This is a genomic window from Stappia indica (assembly GCF_009789575.1).
Lineage (GTDB): Bacteria > Pseudomonadota > Alphaproteobacteria > Rhizobiales > Stappiaceae > Stappia > Stappia indica_A.
Genome location: NZ_CP046908.1, coordinates 4,191,007 through 4,210,108 on the forward strand (window position 1 = coordinate 4,191,007; position 19,102 = coordinate 4,210,108).

Sequence of the window (19,102 nt, forward strand, 5' to 3'; positions counted from 1 at the left end):
GCGGCGGGTAAGCCGGCAAGGGCAGGCGAGATGACCGTGCATGAACGCGACTGGGACGCATTCGTCACGCTGAAGGACGACGGCAAGGCGCATATGGACCTGGCCGTCGAAGGGGTGACCTGTGCCGCCTGCATGGCCGAGATCGAGCATGGCCTTGCGCTCGTGCCCGGCGTCGAGAAGGCCCGCCTCAACCTGACCAGCCATCGCCTTGCCGTCGACTGGCGGCAGGAGGAGACGGACGCCGAGCGGATCATCGACGTCCTGTCGCGGCTCGGCTACCGGGCCCATCCTTTCGACCCGGCGGACGTGCGCGAGCGCTCGGATGCGGCGGGGCGCGAATTGTTGCGCGCGCTGGCCGTCTCGGGCTTTGCCATGATGAACATCATGCTGCTGTCGGTCTCGGTCTGGTCGGGCAATGCCAGCGGCATCGAGCCGGAAACGCGCGACTTCTTCCACTGGGTCTCGGCGCTGATCGCGCTGCCGGCCGCCGTCTATGCCGGCCGGCCGTTCCTGCGCTCGGCCTTCGCAGCGCTTGCCGCGCGCCGGCTCAACATGGATGTGCCGATCGTCATCGGCGTCAGTCTCGCGCTGTTCCTGTCGGTCATGCAGACCGTCCAGTCGGCCCACCATGCCTATTTCGAATCCGCCGTGATGCTGCTGTTCTTCCTGCTGATCGGCCGCTATCTCGACCATACGATGCGCCGGCGGACCCGCGCCTTCGCCGAGAATATCGCCGCGCTCAAGGCTGAGACGGCGGTGCTGCAGCGCCCCGACGGCTCCTTGCGCGAGGTGCCGCTGTCGCGGGTCGAGCCGGGCGCGCTGATCCATGTGCGCGCCGGCGAGCGCGTGCCGCTGGACGGGCGCATCATTAGCGGCCAGTCCGAGATCGACCAGAGCCTTGTCACCGGCGAGACGGCGCTGGCCTCCGTCGGGCCGGGCGATCCGGTCTATGCCGGCACCACCAACGCCTCCGCCAGCCTCACCGTGCAGGTGACGGTCGCCTCCGGCGCGACGTTGCTCGACGAGGTGACGCGCCTTTTGGAAACCGCCGCGCAGGCGCGCTCGCGCTATGTCCAGCTCGCCGACCGGGTGGCGCGGCTTTATTCGCCAGTCGTGCATCTGGCCGCGCTTCTCACCTTCGCCGGCTGGTATCTCCTTGGTGCCGACTGGCAGCATGCGCTGGTGATCGCGATTTCGGTGCTGATCATCACCTGTCCCTGCGCGCTCGGCCTTGCCGTTCCGGCGGTGCAGGTCGTCACGTCCGGGCTCCTGTTCCGCGCCGGCGTGCTGCTGCATTCGGGCGATGCCATCGAGCGTCTGGCCGAGGCCGACACCATCGTCTTCGACAAGACCGGCACGCTGACGTTGCCGCTGCCGGCCGTCTCGGGCGCGGGCGACATCGACTCGACGGTGCTGCAACTGGCCGGCCGCCTGGCCCTGGCGAGCCGCCATCCGCTCGCCGGCGCCCTGGCGCGGGCCTCAGGTGCCGCCGTACCGCTGGAAAACGTCCGCGAGACGCCGGGCGAGGGCATCAGCGCCGAATTCGAGGGGCGGGAACTGCGCCTCGGCAGCGCCCGTTTTTGCGGCATGGAGGAGGCCGTTGTGACGGACTTCGCTCGCCGGCATCCGGGCAGCTCGCTGATCGCCTTCCGCAACGGGGATGCTCCGGCGGTGCCCTTCGCCGTCGGCCAGCGGCTGCGGCCGGACGCGGTCGAGACCGTGGCGCGGCTGCGCCGCGAGGGCTACCGGCTGTCGATCCTGTCCGGCGACCGAACGGCTCCGGTGGAGGATGTGGCGCGCGAGCTCGGCATCGACGACTGGGCCGCGGAGCTGACCCCGACCGCCAAGATCGCCCGGCTGGAACAACTGGCCGGGGAGGGGCGCAAGGTGCTGATGGCGGGCGACGGGCTCAACGACGCCCCGGCGCTTGCCGCCGCCCATGTCTCGATCTCGCCGGTGACGGCGGTGCATGTGGCGCAGGCCGCCGCTGATGCCGTGTTCCTGGGCGACAGGCTGGCGCCCGTTGCCGATGCGCTCACGCATGCCCGCCGCGCGCACCGGGCGATGGTGCAGAACCTGCGCTTCTCCGTGCTCTACAATTTCGTCGCCGTGCCCTTTGCGGTGGCCGGCTTCGTCACGCCGCTCTGGGCCGCGCTCGCCATGTCTTCGTCCTCGCTGGTGGTGACGCTGAATGCGCTGCGCCTGCGGCTGTCGCGCCAGCGCGAGATCGCGACCGCATCTCCGGCAGCGACTGCCGAGGCGCTGCCTTCCGCAGCCGCCAGGCTCGAAAGGGAGGCCGCCTGATGGACGTGCTGATCTATCTCATTCCCGTTGCGCTGGTGCTCGGCCTTCTCGGTCTCGCCGGGTTCCTGTGGTCGCTCAAGTCCGGCCAGTACGATGACCTGGAGGGGGCCAAGTACCGGATCCTGCAGGATGACGACCTGCCGGAGGGAGACGGCAAAAACGACGAGCGGGGCTAACCGTTATTTCAGATTTCCCGTGCCATATGGTCTGGCACCGGAGGTTGAACGTGTCGCTTGATCTGGCATCCCTGACCTTTCTTCTCGTCGAAGACAGCGCCTACATGCGCACGATCCTGCGCACCATGCTGCAGGGGTTCGGCGCGCGGCGGATCGTCGAGGCGGAAGATGGCGCATCCGGCCTGGAGGCCATGGAGCGCGCCAATCCGGACATCCTGATTCTCGATTGGGTGATGCCGATCCTCGACGGCGCCGACATGGTGCGCATGATCCGCAACCCGCACAATCCCTTCGCCTATATCCCGATCATCATGGTCACCGGCCATACCGAGCGCAGCCGCATCATCGAGGCGCGGCGGCTCGGCGTGCACGAGTTGCTGTCCAAGCCGATCTCGGCCAAGGCGCTCTACCAGCGCGTCAACAGCGTGATCATGCAGCCGCGGGATTTCGTGAAGACGCCCAGCTACTTCGGTCCCGCCCCCCGGGAGATCCGCAACCGGCAGAAGATCTGGCAGGGGATGGAAAACGGCGAGGACGGGCAGGCGGCCTGAGCGCCATTGCCTGCGGCGATTGCCGACAGACCTGGAAACGCATCAAGACAGCGCCGGCGGCTGCGACATCGGCGGCGAAAACAGGCTCGTGCTCTAAGGCCTGTGGGGATTCATCGTGAGTTGATGACGGCGGCGGTGAGGTAGATCATGGCCTCGAAGCTCTGATCGGTTTTGCAGGCGCGCATGGCGATGCGTTTGAACTCCTTGAGTTTGCAGAAGAAGTTTTCGATCAGATGGCGCCATTTGTACATCTCGACGTCGAGCGGGATGGGCTTGGCGCGGCGTGGGTGCTGCGAGATGACGATCTTCGCGCCGCGTTCATTGAGGTTGGCGACAATGTCGTTGCTATCGAAAGCCTTGTCAGCGAGCAGAGCTCCGAACTCGACGCCGTCGATGAGCGGGGCAACGCCAACGGTGTCGAAGCGGTGGCCGGGCATCAGGCGGAAGCGGACAAGGTTCCCGAGCCCATCAGTCAGGGCCAGAACCTTGGTCGTCATGCCGCCTTTGGAGCGGCCTATGGCCTGGCTCTGAGTCCCCCTTTTGCGCCCTGACCGTGCCGGTGAACCTTGACGATGGTGGCATCAATCATGGCGTATTCCATGTCCGGCTCATCCGACAGAGCATCGAAAATCCGCTTGAAAACGTCGGCTTTGCGCCAGTCGCTGAACCGCCGGAACGCCGTACTCCAGTTGCCGAACATGGCAGGCAGATCACGCCACGGACTACCCGTGCGAGCAATCCACAGCACCGCCTCCATGAACAGTCGGTTGTTACCCCCGCTGCGTCCAGGGTCCGTCGGCTTGCCCAAACAGTGCGGTTCCATCTTCGCCCATTGGGCGTCGGTCAGTACGAAGCGTTCCATCCGGAGTGTGAATCACATCTCCGGCAAAATGGGAATCCTGAATCCCCACAGGCCTTAGGTCGTGGACTCATAATTGTGCCGGAAACGGCGTCTGGCCCGGCAATGATATGCCAGGAGGAGCGTGATGGCCGGGGCAGGTCCCCCGGCCGAGCGGTCCGACGCCGCAGATCGAAGTCGGGCCGACGCCCTTTGGGTCTGGGCGAACCTGCCGGCAACAGCGTCGCAAGACCTTGAAAACCGGACGGTTTCCTGCGGACTTGCTCCTTGTATCCGATCAGGTTCGTGCAGACTGTTTCTCGCCAGAATTATGAGTTCACGACCTAGGTCTCGTCCTGCGGTGGGCCGTCCGTATCGCGCTGCCCGGCCGCCTTGCGCCGGCGAAGATTGGCGCGCAGCGCCGCGGCAAGACGAGCCTCGCGGGCTTCGTCGCGGCCGCCCGGCTTGCGGCCTGCGGGCTTTGCGCCGCCGCCTGCCTTCGCCGTGTCGTCCGTCTGTCGGGTGCGGTCTGTCACGCGAGCGTCTCGCATCCTTCGTTCGAGTGTCCTGAGCCTTCACGATATGCCGGAAAAGCCGGTCTTCTGGCAAGGCCGGGCGGCGATGCGGCGGGGTGTTCGGCAGGCTTTGCGCCGGACGGAGGCATGGGGCGTGGATTGCAGTGTCAAAACCGGTGAACCCCTCTTGACCATGCCGGAATTTGCGCATACACCCGCGCTCATCGCTGCCGTAGCTCAGGGGTAGAGCACTCCCTTGGTAAGGGAGAGGTCGAGAGTTCAAATCTCTCCGGCAGCACCATTCTTTCCCCCTGAAATCGCTATTTCTCGTGCTTTTCAGCCGCTTGCATACATGCTGCGTATGCAAAGATGCATGCAAACGAGCATGTGGTTGCAGCAAGGTTCGGCACCTTCATCAGGCTCCCGCGGTCGATTCTACGCGAGAGTGAGCGTCTCGGCTGAACTGCGCGCCGCGCTCGGCAAGCGTGAGCTTTTGAAAGCCCTGGGAGGTGATCGCCGGCTTCAATCGGCAGATCGAGAACGCTCGGGCAGGGTTGCTGAGTGAACGCTCTACAACGCCTGTCAGGGAACAAGCCGCCGATATCGCTCATGAAAGGCTCATCGGCCGCTTACGCCGCATGAGATGCCACCCCAGAAGGTCCGGTTCGGGGCGCTCCAAAGTCGGGTAGCACGTCGAAACCGCGGAAAACTCCAGTTTCGAACGATCCAGCGTTCAGGGGGCAGAGCAACAAAGGGCGGAAGCACGAAGCGCTGCAGGTTCAACGAAGAGCAGATCATTGCGATCTTGAAGGAGCAGGGGGCCGCGCTCGGGGCGGCGGACCTGTGCCGCAAGCACGGCATCAGCAGAGCGACCTTCTACAAGTGGAAGGCCAAGTGTGGCAGCCCCGACGCGGAAGGCGTCCGACCGCAATCGCAAGCGGCGCGGTCGGACGATCGGCTTGCGTCGTGTCCTGGATGTCAGAACCAGGCGTTCTCTGCTCCTGCTGCGACCGTGGAAAGACGCACAGGATCGGTCTGCAAGCGATGCCAGCGGCGGTCCATGTAGACAAGGGTGTCCTGGGTCGAGGCATGGCCTTCTTCCATGGGCGCGCCTTCCAGAAGTTCGGCGGCCAGCAGGGTCGCCCCGTCCAGGGTAAGCCGACCCAGAACACGTGCTCGGAACCAGGTTCGAACCTCGCGGTAGCGCGGTTCTCCGGTGGCCAGCCGCTCCCAATCCATCTCCGGGCCGAAGCGGTCCGCTCCCGGAGCGGCGACCGTCTTGACCAGATCGAGGTTGGAGAACCGTAGCAAGTGCACCACGACCGTGTCCGCGCTCAGCAGCGCTGCGCCGGAGCCTGACCGGCCCGAGACCGAAAAGGCGACGATCGGCGGCTCTGCATTGACCGAGATCAGGGAACTCACGGTCAGCGCAACGGGGCCAGAACCTGGATCGGCGGTCACGATGGCGACACCCGCAGGATGTCCGCGGAACGCATTGCGGAATGCCGCCGAAAGGAAAGCCGGTCCGTTTTCGGCGGGGCGGATGAGAGAGGGGGACGGCTGGGTCACGAGGCGAGAAAATCTCCGATACGGCGCATGGTTTCCGCCTTTTCATGCGCCACCAGGTGGCCGGCATCCTCTACGAGCAGGGACCGCGCATGAGGAAGCGCATCGCACCAGAGCGGCAACTGAGAGGCGGGCAGAAGGCGGTCTTTGTTACCCCAGACGACAAGGGCGGGACATGTGATGCGTGCAAGCATCCTGCGAAGGTTGGGGTGGCCGAAGCCCAGGGGCGCAGCGACCCGGCCGACGAGATCGCCCTCGCGGGCACGTTCCGCAGCGAAGGCGGCAGCCGCGTCCGGGTCGGATCCGTCGGGGAAGTACCGCGCCGCGACCGCCGGATCATGCGAGAGGTAGGCGGGAAGTTCTGCTGGCGGAATGGTGGGGATCGGGGTCATGGGATGCGCCGGGTCGTTCAGTCCCGCCGGAGCTATCAGAACGATGCGGTCGAATTTCTCGCGCGCCACGGCCGCGAGCTCCGCCGCAAGCCAGCCTCCCATGGAAAAGCCCACAAGATGGGGCCGGACCTCGAGATCGAGAGTGTCGAGCAGATCGAGGTAATGGGTCACCAGGTCGGTCATGCCGGCAACGTGATCCGCCGACCCGGACCGTCCCATGCCTGGATGATGCGGACAAATGACCTTGAAGCGGTCGGCAAGCCCGTCAACGAAATCGAAGCCCTCGAGAGTGGAGGCGCCGTGCAGAAAGATCACCGGGTGCCCTTGTCCGACGTGTTGGACATGGGTTGGTACACCGCCCACCAGGAGCGTCTGTTCCTCGAATTTCACGGCCATGCGGAAGTGTCCTTTCTATCGGTTTTGGAAGGTGAGGCTGTCCGTTCGCCCTGCGGGGAGCAGGGCGTGACAGCCATTTCGGAGGGGCGGGTCTCGGGTTCGGATTTCAGGCGCGATAACCAGCGCGGGATCCGTCGCGAAGTCTGGCGTCAGGCATCGGGGCGGCGCGGAGCGAAACTGCCTGCCTGTGCGATCAGGGCTCCGAGCTGCGTGCGGTTGCGCACACTGAAGCGCCGGCAGAGGATCGCGACATATTCCTTTACAGTGTGCTCGGAGAGGCCCAGTTCGCGCGCGACGGCCTTGTTGGATAAGCCCTGCCGGACGAGTATGGCTACCTCTGCTTGCCTCTGCGGTAATCGCAAGCCGGGCTCAGTCTGGCCGACCGTGGGGAGAAGCCGTGGAAGGGCGACGGAGGCAGCCCGGCACAGAAGCGCCATGTCCTGCTTCATGCGTGCGGTATAGGGTCTGTCGTCACGATCCGTCGCGGTGTAGAGGACGCCAGCGACCTCCCCCTCATGCAACAGCGGGCCACACATGTTGGAACAAAGGCCCCACCCCCTCAGCAGTTCATAGGAGCGGCTCCGGCGCCAGCCGTGCGTGCCGTAGAAACCGGGGCCGTCAAGAACATCGGGAGCTTCGCTGAGGCGCTCAAGGTAGGGATCGCTAACGCCAAGGCCGCTGCGATACTCTCCCAACAGACCGACGGGCACGTTCGTGCTGCCCAGAAGCTGGGGACGCCCGGCGACCACCAGATAGATCCCGACGACCCCGGATCCGGTGATACGGGCCAGGGCCGCGCCACAGGCTTCGCTGAGGTTCTGGGGGGTGGCCGCCTCGGCCACGGAAATCAGAAGGTCCGCGGTCGACCGCAGATTCGGGCCTGATGCATCCTCCGAAAAACTCATGGGCCTCCCTCCCATTTGTTCTGACGGCCGTCGGCGCGACTTGTCGCCGGCGCCAGTCGAAGGTTAGCCGCAACACGTTCGTGCCGACACCCCCCGGGTTAGGGGGATTGCGGGACATCCGTTCGGCCGCCGAACCTCACAGGGAGGATCGGCCGGAACCCCGGCATGATCACGCCTGTGGAGGAGTTTGATGAACATGAGTGTAGTGAAACCGGGCCTGTCGGAGGGGCCCGATCTGGCAACGCTTGCCGCCAATCTGGAACAGATCCTGCCCCTGGTGGAGGAGCGGGCGCCGGAGGCCGAAGCCCAGGGCAGCCTGACCGACGACGTGGTGGCGGCGCTGCGCAAGTCCGGCATCTACACGATGCTGTTCCCCCGGGAGGTCGGTGGTTCAGACGTCAGCCTGGCCGACGCAATGCCGCTGATCGAGAAGCTGTCCCATGCCCATGCTTCCGCCGGCTGGTGCGCCAATGTGAACAACATGGAGGGTGCGACCATGGCCCTCTACATTCCCGACAGCGGCATCGAACGCGTTTTCGCGAACGGGGCGGATGTGACGGTCGCGGGAAACGGGGTGCCGCGCGGGTTCGCCCGGAAAGTGGCGGGGGGGTACGAGATCTGGGGCAACTGGGCCTTTGGCAGCGGCATCTGCCATGCGGAGTGGATCCACACCGGCGGCTTTCTTGTCGACGACGAGAAGCAGATGATCTTCGGTCCGACCGGCAGCCCCCGTGTCGTTCTCGTACATCATCCGCGCAGCACAATCCGGCTTAAGGGCGAGTGGGATGTTTTGGGTCTGAAGGCGACAGGCAGCTACGACTACGAGGTGGCTGAGGGTGAGACGATCTTCGTTCCGGACGAACTGGTCTACGACTTCGACAATGCGGTTCCCTTGCGCGGTGGGCCGCAGGGGCAGCTGGGCCTCGCAGGCTATAGCGCTTGGGCTCATTCAAGTTGGGCGCTGGGGGTCGGACGGCGCATGCTCGACGAACTCGTAAAGGTTGCGCGCAACCGCCGCGACGCGTTCGGCAAGACCGTGGACAGCGCGAGCTTCAAGTATCAGCTGGCTCTGGTCGAGGCACGCTATCGTGCTGCGCGCGCCTATGCACACGAGACCTGGCGCGGGATCTGCCTTGGACTGGAGCAGAGCGGAACGGTGACCCAGGATCAGATGACCGATGCCAAGCTCGTGTTGCGTCACGTTCATGACGTGGTTTCCGACGTTGCCACCTTCGCCCATCGCTCCGCGCGCAGCGCCTCGCTCTACAACACGGTCATGCAACGGTGCTACCGCGACATCCACTCCGGCACCCAGCACATCCTGATGGCCGATCAGATCATCGAGGAATGCGGCCGGCAGATCCTCGGTGCGACGGACCCTGAAGCCAAGTGGACCGTCTTCGGCGTCGCTGACGGCGGAAAAGCGTGACGCGAGCCCTCCCCATTCTTGAAGGAAAGTAGCCAATGATCGATGAAATTGCCGGTATCACGCGCGCCGACGAGGCGCGGGGACAAACCGTCTGGCACATACTGGGCCAGACCTACACACTGAAGCAGGTGAGCGAGAGTTCGATCGCTTGGCATGCCTTGTTTCCGGCAGGAACCTTCGTGCCTCCTCACGTGCACCACACGCAAGAAGAATACATTTACGTCCTGACAGGGCGCTACAACCTGTTGCTGGACGGCCGGGAGCAGATTGCCGAACCGGGGGACCTGGTGCGCATGCCGCGGGGAATGCCGCACGGGATCTTCAACAAGACAGACGCCGACGCGACGAGCCTGTTCTGGGCCTCGCCGACCAGCAAGCTCGAGCAGCTTTTCCGGAACATCGACAGGGTTCCCGACCCGGCGGAGGTGGTGCGCATTTGCGCCGACTTCGACGTGGATTTCCTCCCCCTGTAGCGCTGGTGCAGTCAAGAAGAAAACCGTCGCCGGCGGCCACGTCACGCAAGAGCCGTGGCGTGGCCGCCGTCTTCGTTTCCATAGCCTCGAACCGGGTTCTGCAAAGGAGATATCCATGGCTCCCGTGCACGACGACGACGCTTCAAAGAGCCCTGATGACACTCCTTGCGGTGAGCAGCACCGTGCGCCGCGTTTCAGCATCGAAGAGATCAAGCGGCGGCGCCGGAACGGTCAGCAGTCTCGTTCCTTCAGCGACATCATCGACAAGGCTCTCGTCGAGCATGCCGAGACGCTGAGGAGGCTCGGCGAGCAGCATGTCTGAGCCTGTTCGGCTCGAGATCAGTGACAGTCACCAGCGGGAGGGAGGGGGTTTTCGTTAGGCTTCCCGCTTGCTCTTTGGCTTGGATCTGTCTTTGGACAGCTGCTGTTTGGCGCGTGAAGGGTCGCTCATTGAGGGTGACTGGGGGACTGCGAGATCCCGCTGCACATTGAGCATTAAAGCGTCTCGATGCCCTTTGCGAGGTGAGGGGCCAGCCTCGACCATATGCGGAAATTTATCGGCCATTCGGTATGCGACAACGAGCCGTGTTGCGCAGCCGATTGCACCGATCGGACCGTCGTGCGGCACCAGACTGGAAGTCCCTCTGGTCAAGGCATGGCGGCTGCAGGCGAAATTTACCTTTCCCGACAACCCGCCTTTGACTGACATCAAATGGTTGTGCACGCGGGTGCTCTAAGCGTGCAGTATGCAAAGCATGATCGGCGCCGTGCAGGCGCAGGCCGATATGGCGCCACACGTTTTCTGTTTGCGAGGGGCTTTCGATGAAGTGGAAACAGGTCATCGCCGCGACGGCTCTGATCGCGGTTGTCGCAGGCGGGTTCTATCTGTGGCGCACGATGAACACCGAGAAACTGCCCGACGGCATCGCGTCTTCGAACGGCAGGATCGAAGCGGAGCGCGTCGACGTCGCCACCAAGATGGCCGGGCGCGTGACGGAAGTCCTGGTCAGCGAAGGCGATATGGTCGAGGCCGGGCAGCTCGTTGCACGCATGGATGTGTCGGAACTCAACGCCCGGCTCGCCCAGGCTCGCGCCACGGTCGCGCAGGCCGAGCAGGGTCTGCGCCAGTCCGAAGCGCAGGTCGCCTTGTACGAGGCCAAGCGTGACCTCGCCGAAAAGGAGCACCAGCGCACCGTCGCGCTGGTCGAGCGGCAGGTGAGCTCGCAGGAGCTGGCCGACCAGCGGCGCACCGCACTCGACACCGCCGTGGCGGGGGTGGAAGCGGCCAAGGCCGGCGTCGAACTGGCCAAGGCCACCATCGAGTCGGCCAAGGCTGCGGTCGCCCAGCTCGAAGCCATTCTCGACGACACCCAGCTGCGCGCGCCCCGTGGCGGCCGGGTCCAGTACCTTTTGGCCCGCGAAGGCGAGGTGCTCGGCGCCGGCGGCAAGGTGCTCACGCTCACCGATCTGACCGATATCTACATGACCATTTTCCTGCCGGCGCGCGATGCCGGTCTGCTCCAGGTCGGCAGCGAAGCGCGCCTGATCCTCGACCCCATTCCCGATTACGTCATTCCGGCGAGCGTCACCTTCGTCGCCAGCAATGCCCAGTTCACACCGAAGTCGGTGGAAACGTCCGACGAGCGCGAGAACCTGATGTTTCGGGTGAAGCTGTCCATCCCGAAGGATCTTCTGGTCAGGTACCAGGACCGCGCCAAGGCCGGTGTCGCAGGCGTTGGCTATGTGCGGACCGACCCTGCCGTCGCCTGGCCGGACTTCCTGGAGGTCAAGCTGCCGCAATGACTGGAGAACCGGCCGCCAGGCTGCAGGGCGTAACGCATCGTTACGGCGGGATCGCAGCCCTTTGCGATGTCACGCTCGACATTCCGGCCGGCTGCATGGCCGGCCTGATAGGCCCGGACGGGGTCGGCAAGTCGACCCTGCTGGCGATCGTGTCCGGTGTCCGCCGCATCCAGTCGGGTTCCGTGACGGTGTTCGGCGGCGATATGGCCGGCACGGCCCATCGCCGGGCCTGCAGCCGGCGCGTCGCCTATATGCCCCAGGGGCTCGGCCGCAATCTCTATCCGACCCTGTCGGTCCGCGAAAACCTCGATTTCTTCGGGCGGCTCTTCGCGCAGTCGGAGGCGGAGCGCGCCGAGCGGATCCATGCGCTGCTGGAAGCCACCGGCCTTGCGCCGTTTCCCGATCGCCCGGCGGGCAAGCTTTCCGGCGGCATGAAGCAGAAACTGTCGCTCTGCTCCGCTCTCATCCACGATCCGGATCTTCTGATCCTCGATGAGCCCACCACCGGCATCGATCCGCTCTCGCGCGAGCAGTTCTGGGAGCTGATCGCCAGCATCCGGCGCGACCGCCCGCACATGAGCGTCGTCGTTGCCACCGCCTATATGGAGGAGGCCGAACGCTTCGACTGGCTGGCCGCCATGATGGATGGGCGGATCATCGCTGAGGGCACGCCCGAGGCGCTCCGGCAAGCTGCCGGTGTCTCGACGCTGGAGGCTGCGTTCGTTGCCATGCTGCCGGAAGCCGAGCGGCGCGGGCACCGCACCGTCGAGGTGCCGCCGCGCGTGCCGATGGAGGGGCCTCCGGCGATCGAGGCGCACGGCCTGACCTGCCGCTTCGGCGACTTCACCGCCGTCGACCATGTGAGTTTTGAGATCGAGCGCGGCGAAATCTTCGGCTTTCTGGGATCGAATGGCTGCGGCAAGTCGACCACGATGAAGATGCTGACCGGGCTTTTGCCGGCAACCGAGGGCGATGCGCTGCTGTTCGGCGAGACGCTGAACGCGAGCGACATGGCCACCCGGCGCCGCGTCGGCTACATGTCGCAGTCCTTCTCGCTCTATTCCGAGCTGACGGTGCGCCAGAACCTGGAACTGCACGCGGCCCTCTACCGTCTCGCCCCCGAAACGCGCGCCGCCCGCATCGAGGAAATGCTGAGCACCTTCGACCTGCGGGGCGAGGCGGACATGCGGCCGAACGGACTGCCGCTCGGCATCAAGCAGCGGCTGCAGCTTGCCGTGGCGCTGATCCACAAGCCGGAAGTCCTCATCCTCGATGAGCCCACCTCCGGCGTCGATCCGGTCGCACGGGACATTTTCTGGCAGTACCTGATCGACCTGTCGCGCAATCAGGGCGTGACGATCTTCATCTCGACCCATTTCATGAACGAGGCGGAGCGGTGCGACCGCATCTCGCTGATGCATGCCGGCAAGGTGCTGGCCGTCGGCGCGCCCGACGAGCTGACCCGCAACAGGGGCGCGGCCAGCCTGAACGACGCCTTCATCGACATTCTGCGCGAAGCGTCCGGTCAGGACGTCTCACCGGAACCGGTCAAGGCAGCTCCGGTCTCCGGACCCGAAACTGCGGCCCTGCGGCCGGCTCCGGCACCCATCGCCGACGCAGGCGGATTTTTCAGCCCGTCGCGCCTTTGGGCGTTTGCCCGCCGCGAAACGATGGAATTGCTGCGCGATCCCATGCGGCTGGTCTTTGCCTTTTTCGGGCCGGTCATCCTCATGCTGACCTTCGGTTACGGCATTTCGCTGGATGTTCAGAACCTGCCCTACGCGGTGCTGGACCGCGACCAGTCCATGGAGAGCAGGACGCTGCTGGAGAGCTTCTCCGGCTCGCGCTATTTCGAGGAGCACGCACCGGCGACCAGCAGGCGGGATCTGCAACAACGCATGGTCGACGGCGAAATCAGCATCGGCATCGAGGTCCCGCCCGAGTTCGGACGCAAGCTCCTGCGCGGCGATACCCCCGAGATCGACGTGCTGATCGACGGAGCGATGCCGTTCCGTGCGGAGACGGCGCGCGGCTATCTGCAGGGCCTGGCCCTTGGCTACTACGCCGACCAGATCGAGCGGCAGTTCGGCGAGGTGATCTCGCCCTATGCCACCGAGGTGGTCACCCGCTTCCGCTACAATCAGTCCTTCAAGAGCGTGTTCGCCATCGTGCCCTCGGTGATGATGCTCATGCTCGTCCTCATCCCCGCCATCATGACGGCAATGGGCGTGGTGCGCGAAAAGGAAACCGGTTCGATCGCCAATTTCCGCTCGACGCCGGTAACGCGCAGCGAATTCCTGCTCGGCAAGCAGCTTCCCTATGTCGTCATCGCCTTCATCAGCTTCGCCAGCCTCGTCGCCATCGGCTATGTGGTTTTCGGCGTTCCCCTGAAGGGCTCTGCTGCAGCGCTCATTGTCGGAACGCTGTTCTACATCCTGGCGACAACGGCCTTCGGCCTTTTGGTGTCGACCTTCACCAGGACGCAGGTGGCCGCCACCTTCGCCGCCGCGATCATCGCCATCATTCCCGCCGTCAATTTTTCCGGCCTTGTCGTGCCGGTCTCCTCGCTGTCGGGGAGCGGCCGGCTGCTCGGCCTGGCCTTTCCGTCCTCCTGGTATCAGCAGGTCAGCGTGGGCACCTTCACCAAGGGGTTGGGCTTCGCCGAGCTTTGGCACAATCACCTGGCACTGGCCGGTTTCGCGCTGTTCTTCACCGTCCTGTCGATCGCCATTCTGGACAAGCAGGAGGCATAGGATGTTTCTGTGGCTCGCCAATGTCTATCGCCTCGGCGTCAAGGAACTCAGAAGCCTCGTCTTCGATCCTGTCCTGCTGCTGCTGATCGTCTATGTCTTCACGCTGGCCATCTACGCCGTGGCGACAGGCGCCAAGCTGGAGGTGCAGAACGCTTCCGTCGCCTATGTCGACGAGGACCGCTCCGCCCTGTCCGGACGCATCGTCAGCGCCATTCTGCCGCCGGAATTCGATACCCCGGTGGAGATCTCCGCCGATCGGATCGATGCGAGCATGGACAGCGGCGCCTTTGTTTTCGTGCTGCGTTTTCCGCCGGATTTCGAAGCCGATCTGCTGGCCGGGCGCAAGCCCGAGATCCAGCTTAATGTCGACGCGACCGCCATGGCCCAGGCGGGCAACGGCACGGTATTCCTGCAGTCGATCATCCAGGCCGAGACCGCGAAGTTCCTGAGCGGCAACGAAGACGCCGCGGCGCTGCCGATCGACCTCGTCGTCCGCGCCATGTTCAACCCGAACCTCGACTCGAGCTGGTTCAACGCGGTGATGCAGGTCATCAACAACGTCACCATCCTCTCGGTTCTTCTGACCGGGGCTGCGCTGATCCGCGAACGCGAACACGGCACCATCGAGCACCTTCTGGTGATGCCGGTGAAACCGTCCGAGATCATGGTGGCGAAGATCTGGGCGAACGGGCTGGCCATCGTCGTGGCCGCCGTTCTGTCGCTGGTCTTTGTGGTGCAGCTTCTGCTGGGCGTGCCGATCCACGGGTCGATTGCCCTGTTCGTCTTCGGCGCCCTGATCTACATGATCTCGGTGACGGGGCTCGGCATCCTGATCGCCACTTTCACGACCTCGATGCCGCAGTTCGGCCTTCTCGCACTGCCGGTTCTGGTCGTCATGAACCTGCTTTCCGGCAGCACCACGCCCATGGAAAGCATGCCCGAATGGCTCCAGGCGATCATGCAGGCGTCGCCCTCGACCCATTTCGTTGCCTTTGCCCAGGCCATTCTCTACCGCGGCGCGGGGCTGACAACCGTGTGGCCGTCAATCGTCGCCATGACGGTCCTGAGTGTGATTTTCTTCGTCATCGCCCTGTCGCGCTTCCGCACGACCATGGCCGGTGCGCGCTGAATGCGACACCAGCGTGGGCAGGGAGTTTGAATCTCTCCACCAGCACTATTCTCTCTGCATTTTCCGATGTTTCAGCGCCGGGGCGGCCGGCTATCGGCTGTCGTGCCGTGCGATATGCCGCTCCGCCGTTTCGCGCAGCACCGCACAAAGGTCGGCTGCGGCCGGGGCAGGGTCCTGCGCGCTCAGCAGCCTCACCTCTATCGGCGGCAGGTCCGGCAAACCCGGCTCGTGACGGTCGATCTCCCGCAGGCCTTCAGGAATGCGGTGCCGCGTCCGCGCCGTGAGCCCATGGCCGGTGCGCAGCGCGGCCCACAGCCCGGGAAGGCTCGGCGTCGTCAGCGCCAGCCGCCAGGCTCGTCCCGCCTGGTCGAGGCCGCGCAGCGCTGTCTGGCGAAACAGGCAGGGATGGTCGAACAGCACGAGCGGCAGCGGAGTTTCCGCCGCCTGGCTGCCCTTCGCGCCGATCCACACCAGCGGCAGCGTGGCGATCCGCTCGCCCTGGCCGTCGGACCCTTGCGGAAAGAAGGCGAGGGCGGCATCGAGCTGCCCGGCGCGCACCTCCTGCGCCAGCGCGTGGTTGCGGCCGGCGCGCACTTCCACATGGGTGCCGGGATGCCGCTCGGCGAAGGCCTGCAGCGCATCCGGCATCACGTCCTCGAAGAAGTCCTGCGGCAACCCGAGCCGGATCGCGGCCGGCTGCGCCGCGGTGCCCAGCCGCTCCAGCGCCGCATCGTTCAGCGCCAGGATCCGCCTTGCGTGGGCGAGCAGCATCTCGCCGGCCTCCGTCGGAACCAGGCCGCGGCCGCTGCGGCGGAACAGTACCTGGCCGGTCTGCTGCTCCAGCTTCTTCAGATGCATGCTGATCGCCGATTGCGAGCGACCCAGCGCGGTGGCGGCCCGCGCGAAACTGCCGAACTCTACCCCTGCGACCATGCTGCGCAGCGCGTCCATGTCGAGATTGGCCCTGATCATCCCGAAATCCTGAAGAGTGGATCCAGCATTATCTGATATTCTGAATTCGTATCCAGAGCTAGCCTTCGCGCATGTCCGGCAGAGGAGGGCGTGGGAATGCGTATCGGGTTCATCGGGCTTGGCGTGATGGGACAGCAGATGGCGCTCAATCTGGCGAAGGCAGGCGCCGATCTGCTGGTGTGGAACCGCACCGGCGAACGCTGCGAACCCTTGCGCAAGGCCGGCGCGAGCGTTGCGGCAAGCGCTGCCGACGTGTTTCGCGACGCGCAGGTGGTCATCCTGATGATGGCGAACGCCGCGGCCAGCGATGCGGTGCTCGGCCGGGGCACGGAAGGCTTCGCCGGTAACGTCGCGGGGCGGCTGATCGTGTCGATGGGCACCAGCGCGCCCGATTGGTCGCGTGCGCTGGACGCCGACATCCGCGCGGCCGGGGGGCGCTATGTCGAGGCGCCGGTCTCCGGCTCCCGCGTGCCGGCGGAGGAGGGCCAACTGGTCGGCATGCTGGCCGGCGGCGACGACGATGTCGCGATGCTGCGCGAGCTGTTGCGCCCGGTCTGCCGCGAGACGGTTCCCTGCGGCGCGGTGCCAGGTGCGCTCACCATGAAGCTCTCGGTCAACCTGTTCCTGATCACCATGGTCGCCGGCCTTGCCGAGGCCTTCCATTTCGCCGAGCGGCAGGGCGCGGATCTGCAACGTTTTCAAGCGGTTCTGGATGCCGGACCGATGGCCAGCGCCGTCTCCCGGATCAAGCTCGCCAAGCTGTGCGCCGGCGACTTCTCGGTGCAGGCGGCTATCTCCGACGTGAAGATGAACAGCGGGCTCGTCGCCGAGGCCGCGCGCGGCGCCGGGATCGCCGCGCCTTTGCTCGATGCGGCCGACGCGCTTTTCACCGAGGCGGAGGGGCTGGGCCTCGGGGCGCTGGACATGGCCGCCGTGGTTCGGGCGATTGCGGCCCGCAGCGACGGCGGGCCGTGGGGCGCCTGATCAGGTGCCGGAATAGACCGGCACCCGCCGCTCGGCCCAGGCGCTGAGGCCTTCGTGAATGTCGTTCGTCGCCACCATCCGGGCGAACTGCTCGCCCTCCGCGACCAGCCCTTCGGCGATGGTCATGTTGAGGCCGCGGGTGACGGCGGAGATGATGCCGGCGGCCGCCAGCGGCGAGTGGCGCAGGATCCGGCGGGCGAGGGCGCGGGCGCGGCTCATCACCTCGCCGGGCGGCACGACGGCATTGACCAGGCCCAGTTCCAGCGCCCGCTCGGGCGTGAAGGGATCGCCGGTCAGAAGCAGCTCCAGCGCCCGTTTTCGCCCGGAAAGCCTAGGCAAACGCTGGGTTCCGCCGAAGGTCGGCGGGATACCGATGGCGATTTCCGGCTTGGCGAAACGGGCCTCGCTGCTGGCGACGGCCAGGTGCGCGGCCTCGGTGATCTCGCAGCCGCCGCCATAGGCGAGGCCGTTGACCGCAACGATCACCGGCTTGGGAAACGCCTCCAGCCGCGCGGTCATCGCCTGGCCGCGGCGGACGAAATCGCGCACCGCGCGGGCCGGGCCGAGCTTGACGCTCTCGTGAAACTGCGGAATGTCGCCGCCGGCCGAAAAGGCGCGCTCGCCGGCGCCGGTCAGGATCACCGCGCCGACGCGCGGGTCGAACTCGATTTCCTCCAGCCGTTCGAGCAGCCGGTCGGCCATTTCGTAGTTGATCGCGTTGAGCTTGTCCGGGCGGTTCAGGGTCAAGGTGGCGATGCCGTCGTCGATATCGCACAGCACGGTGTCGGACATGGGGATCTCCTCGTGGGTCCAGTCTCGCCATGCTGGATCGTCTGACGGCCGGACACAAACGAGGAAACCTCGCTTCAAGTGAGCCAAATTCATGCCATAAAAGCCGCGCTCTCGCCCTTCAGCCAGCGCAGGAAGGCGGCGATCTCGCGGCGCGGCTCGTGGCCGGAGGGCAGCAGGGCCCAATAGCCGGTGCGCACGGGCACGGGCGGGCAGCCGGCCAGCGGCGAGAGGACGGGGGAGGCGGGAGAAGAAGGAGCGGGGGCAGCAGGAGCCGGAGAGAGGGGCGCGGGGGAAGAGAGCGCGCCGGCGCAAAGCGGCAGGCGGGCAAGGGCGACGCCGAGGCCCTGCGCGGCCGCTTCCAGCGCCAGGTCGACCGTATCGACATGGAGCCCCCGGCCGGGCGGCGGCAGCGTCTCGCCTGTCGCGGCGGCTGCGGCCGCGAACCACGCCGCCCAGTCGTTCTCGACCGTCGCCACGTGGATCAGCGGCGCGCGCGCCCAGTCGATCCGCCCCTCGCGCTGCGGCAGGCGGGCGGCAAGGTCGGGATGCGCGACCGGCTGCAACGTCTCGCGGAACAGCAGCTCGGAGCGCGCCGACGGCCAGGGCGCCGGCCCCATGCGGATGGCGAGATCGACGCCGTCGAGCGGAAACACCGCCTGCCGGTGGCTGGTGTCGACATGGAGGTCTATCTCGGGATGGCGGCCGCGAAACCGGCCGAGCCGCGGCACCAGCCAGCGGCGGGCGAAGGTCGGGGCGACGCTGACGCGGATCCTGCGGGCGCCGAGCAGCGGCGACACCCGGTGTGCGCCGGTGGCGATCATCGACAGGCCCTCGCTGACGTAAGGCAGCAGGTCCTCGCCGGCGGCGGTGAGCGAGACCGCGCGGCCCGAGCGGTCGAACAGCGGCGCGCCGAGCCAGGTCTCCAGCGTGTCGATGCCGTGGCTGACGGCCGACGGGGTGAGGCCGAGCTCCTCGGCCGCCTGCTTGAAGCTGGCGTGGCGTGCGGCAGCCTCGAACAGGCGGAGCGAGGCGAGCGGCGGCAGGCGCAGGCTCATCAGTGGTTCTCCGTGAAATGAGTTTTGCTCATTTAAACGCGGGAAACGGGTGCCGGGCAAAGCAAAATC

At 65.9% G+C, this 19,102-nt stretch carries 18 protein-coding genes, 1 tRNA gene and 1 pseudogene; 12 read left to right on the forward strand and 8 right to left on the reverse strand.

The window, feature by feature from the left end; genetic code table 11:
* Window positions 1–30: 30 nt before the first annotated feature.
* Genes GH266_RS19470 through GH266_RS19480 form a run of 3 tightly spaced genes read left to right on the forward strand, consistent with a single transcriptional unit; the run spans window position 31 to window position 3,031 of the window.
* On the forward strand, window positions 31–2,304 hold the full coding sequence (locus tag GH266_RS19470) for a heavy metal translocating P-type ATPase (RefSeq protein WP_158195310.1): 2,274 nt from the start codon (window positions 31–33) through the stop codon (window positions 2,302–2,304).
* Window positions 2,304–2,480: a cbb3-type cytochrome oxidase assembly protein CcoS gene (ccoS, locus tag GH266_RS19475; RefSeq protein WP_158195311.1), complete on the forward strand. Its 177-nt coding sequence runs from the start codon at window positions 2,304–2,306 to the stop codon at window positions 2,478–2,480. Before GH266_RS19470 ends, ccoS begins: the two co-directional genes overlap by 1 nt.
* A 26-nt stretch (window positions 2,481–2,506) precedes the next feature.
* Window positions 2,507–3,031: a response regulator gene (locus GH266_RS19480; RefSeq protein WP_067221173.1), complete on the forward strand. Its 525-nt coding sequence runs from the start codon at window positions 2,507–2,509 to the stop codon at window positions 3,029–3,031.
* 110 nt (window positions 3,032–3,141) lie between these two features.
* Here GH266_RS19480 and GH266_RS19485 read toward each other — a convergent pair.
* Both GH266_RS19485 and GH266_RS19490 read right to left on the reverse strand, forming a co-directional pair.
* Window positions 3,142–3,893 (reverse strand): IS5 family transposase gene (locus GH266_RS19485; protein WP_158192679.1). Its coding sequence is split into 2 segments (ribosomal slippage): window positions 3,142–3,563 and window positions 3,563–3,893, totalling 753 coding nucleotides; the frame shifts between segments, so codons are not numbered across the junction.
* A gap of 320 nt (window positions 3,894–4,213) precedes the next feature.
* Window positions 4,214–4,405 carry a hypothetical protein gene (locus tag GH266_RS19490; protein ID WP_158195312.1) on the reverse strand — a complete coding sequence of 64 codons (192 nt, stop codon included), beginning with the start codon at window positions 4,403–4,405 and terminating at the stop codon, window positions 4,214–4,216.
* Between the two features lie 205 nt (window positions 4,406–4,610).
* Here GH266_RS19490 and GH266_RS19495 point away from each other — a divergent pair.
* Window positions 4,611–4,685, forward strand: a tRNA-Thr gene (locus GH266_RS19495).
* 423 nt (window positions 4,686–5,108) lie between these two features.
* Window positions 5,109–5,330, forward strand: a pseudogene (locus GH266_RS23705) (transposase); the annotation flags it as partial.
* Window positions 5,331–5,362: 32 nt separating this feature from the next.
* Here the strand turns inward: GH266_RS23705 and GH266_RS19505 are convergent.
* From GH266_RS19505 to GH266_RS23530, 3 genes are all read right to left on the reverse strand, one after another.
* Complete coding sequence (locus tag GH266_RS19505; RefSeq protein WP_244953721.1) at window positions 5,363–5,953, reverse strand: flavin reductase family protein; 591 nt, start codon at window positions 5,951–5,953, stop codon at window positions 5,363–5,365.
* Entirely contained in the window at window positions 5,950–6,738 is a 789-nt protein-coding gene (locus GH266_RS19510) for an alpha/beta fold hydrolase (RefSeq protein WP_158195313.1), read from the reverse strand. The genes GH266_RS19505 and GH266_RS19510 overlap by 4 nt, the downstream gene beginning before the upstream one ends.
* 149 nt (window positions 6,739–6,887) lie before the next feature.
* Complete coding sequence (locus GH266_RS23530; protein ID WP_158195314.1) at window positions 6,888–7,643, reverse strand: LuxR C-terminal-related transcriptional regulator; 756 nt, start codon at window positions 7,641–7,643, stop codon at window positions 6,888–6,890.
* 190 nt (window positions 7,644–7,833) lie between these two features.
* Between GH266_RS23530 and GH266_RS19520 the strand changes: the two genes are divergently transcribed.
* From GH266_RS19520 to GH266_RS19545, 6 genes are all read left to right on the forward strand, one after another.
* Window positions 7,834–9,072, forward strand: coding sequence for an acyl-CoA dehydrogenase family protein (locus tag GH266_RS19520; RefSeq protein ID WP_158195315.1), 1,239 nt, complete (start codon window positions 7,834–7,836; stop codon window positions 9,070–9,072).
* A gap of 35 nt (window positions 9,073–9,107) precedes the next feature.
* On the forward strand, window positions 9,108–9,545 hold the full coding sequence (locus tag GH266_RS19525; protein ID WP_158195316.1) for a cupin domain-containing protein: 438 nt from the start codon (window positions 9,108–9,110) through the stop codon (window positions 9,543–9,545).
* 115 nt (window positions 9,546–9,660) lie between these two features.
* Window positions 9,661–9,867, forward strand: a complete 207-nt coding sequence (locus GH266_RS19530) for a hypothetical protein (protein ID WP_158195317.1) — start codon at window positions 9,661–9,663, stop codon at window positions 9,865–9,867.
* Window positions 9,868–10,367: 500 nt separating this feature from the next.
* Window positions 10,368–11,348: an HlyD family secretion protein gene (locus GH266_RS19535; RefSeq protein ID WP_158195318.1), complete on the forward strand. Its 981-nt coding sequence runs from the start codon at window positions 10,368–10,370 to the stop codon at window positions 11,346–11,348.
* Entirely contained in the window at window positions 11,345–14,101 is a 2,757-nt protein-coding gene (gene rbbA, locus GH266_RS19540; protein ID WP_158195319.1) for a ribosome-associated ATPase/putative transporter RbbA, read from the forward strand. Before GH266_RS19535 ends, rbbA begins: the two co-directional genes overlap by 4 nt.
* Window position 14,102: 1 nt before the next feature.
* A complete protein-coding gene (locus tag GH266_RS19545; protein WP_158195320.1) occupies window positions 14,103–15,230 on the forward strand; it encodes an ABC transporter permease in 1,128 nt (375 codons plus the stop codon).
* Window positions 15,231–15,320: 90 nt separating this feature from the next.
* On the opposite strand, the gene GH266_RS19550 is transcribed toward GH266_RS19545, so the two are convergent.
* Window positions 15,321–16,202 (reverse strand): LysR substrate-binding domain-containing protein, encoded by an 882-nt coding sequence (locus GH266_RS19550; RefSeq protein ID WP_158195321.1) that lies wholly within the window; start codon window positions 16,200–16,202, stop codon window positions 15,321–15,323.
* A 90-nt stretch (window positions 16,203–16,292) separates the two neighbouring features.
* Between GH266_RS19550 and GH266_RS19555 the strand changes: the two genes are divergently transcribed.
* Entirely contained in the window at window positions 16,293–17,186 is an 894-nt protein-coding gene (locus GH266_RS19555) for an NAD(P)-dependent oxidoreductase (protein WP_158195322.1), read from the forward strand.
* On the opposite strand, the gene GH266_RS19560 is transcribed toward GH266_RS19555, so the two are convergent.
* Window positions 17,187–17,978 (reverse strand): crotonase/enoyl-CoA hydratase family protein, encoded by a 792-nt coding sequence (locus tag GH266_RS19560; protein WP_158195323.1) that lies wholly within the window; start codon window positions 17,976–17,978, stop codon window positions 17,187–17,189. It abuts the gene before it with no gap.
* 89 nt (window positions 17,979–18,067) lie between these two features.
* Entirely contained in the window at window positions 18,068–19,033 is a 966-nt protein-coding gene (locus GH266_RS19565) for a LysR substrate-binding domain-containing protein (RefSeq protein ID WP_158195324.1), read from the reverse strand.
* Window positions 19,034–19,102: the final 69 nt, after the last annotated feature.

Excerpts from the sequence above, each read along its gene's own strand:
- GH266_RS19470 (WP_158195310.1), top strand. The coding sequence starts at position 31 with ATGACCGTGCATGAACGCGACTGGGACGCATTCGTCACGCTGAAGGAC.
- ccoS (WP_158195311.1), top strand. The coding sequence starts at position 2,304 with ATGGACGTGCTGATCTATCTCATTCCCGTTGCGCTGGTGCTCGGCCTT.
- GH266_RS19480 (WP_067221173.1), top strand. The coding sequence starts at position 2,507 with ATGGTCTGGCACCGGAGGTTGAACGTGTCGCTTGATCTGGCATCCCTG.
- GH266_RS19510 (WP_158195313.1), bottom strand. The coding sequence starts at position 6,738 with ATGGCCGTGAAATTCGAGGAACAGACGCTCCTGGTGGGCGGTGTACCA.
- GH266_RS23530 (WP_158195314.1), bottom strand. The coding sequence starts at position 7,643 with ATGAGTTTTTCGGAGGATGCATCAGGCCCGAATCTGCGGTCGACCGCG.
- GH266_RS19520 (WP_158195315.1), top strand. The coding sequence starts at position 7,834 with ATGAACATGAGTGTAGTGAAACCGGGCCTGTCGGAGGGGCCCGATCTG.
- GH266_RS19525 (WP_158195316.1), top strand. The coding sequence starts at position 9,108 with ATGATCGATGAAATTGCCGGTATCACGCGCGCCGACGAGGCGCGGGGA.
- GH266_RS19530 (WP_158195317.1), top strand. The coding sequence starts at position 9,661 with ATGGCTCCCGTGCACGACGACGACGCTTCAAAGAGCCCTGATGACACT.
- GH266_RS19535 (WP_158195318.1), top strand. The coding sequence starts at position 10,368 with ATGAAGTGGAAACAGGTCATCGCCGCGACGGCTCTGATCGCGGTTGTC.
- rbbA (WP_158195319.1), top strand. The coding sequence starts at position 11,345 with ATGACTGGAGAACCGGCCGCCAGGCTGCAGGGCGTAACGCATCGTTAC.
- GH266_RS19545 (WP_158195320.1), top strand. The coding sequence starts at position 14,103 with ATGTTTCTGTGGCTCGCCAATGTCTATCGCCTCGGCGTCAAGGAACTC.
- GH266_RS19550 (WP_158195321.1), bottom strand. The coding sequence starts at position 16,202 with ATGATCAGGGCCAATCTCGACATGGACGCGCTGCGCAGCATGGTCGCA.
- GH266_RS19560 (WP_158195323.1), bottom strand. The coding sequence starts at position 17,978 with ATGTCCGACACCGTGCTGTGCGATATCGACGACGGCATCGCCACCTTG.
- GH266_RS19565 (WP_158195324.1), bottom strand. The coding sequence starts at position 19,033 with ATGAGCCTGCGCCTGCCGCCGCTCGCCTCGCTCCGCCTGTTCGAGGCT.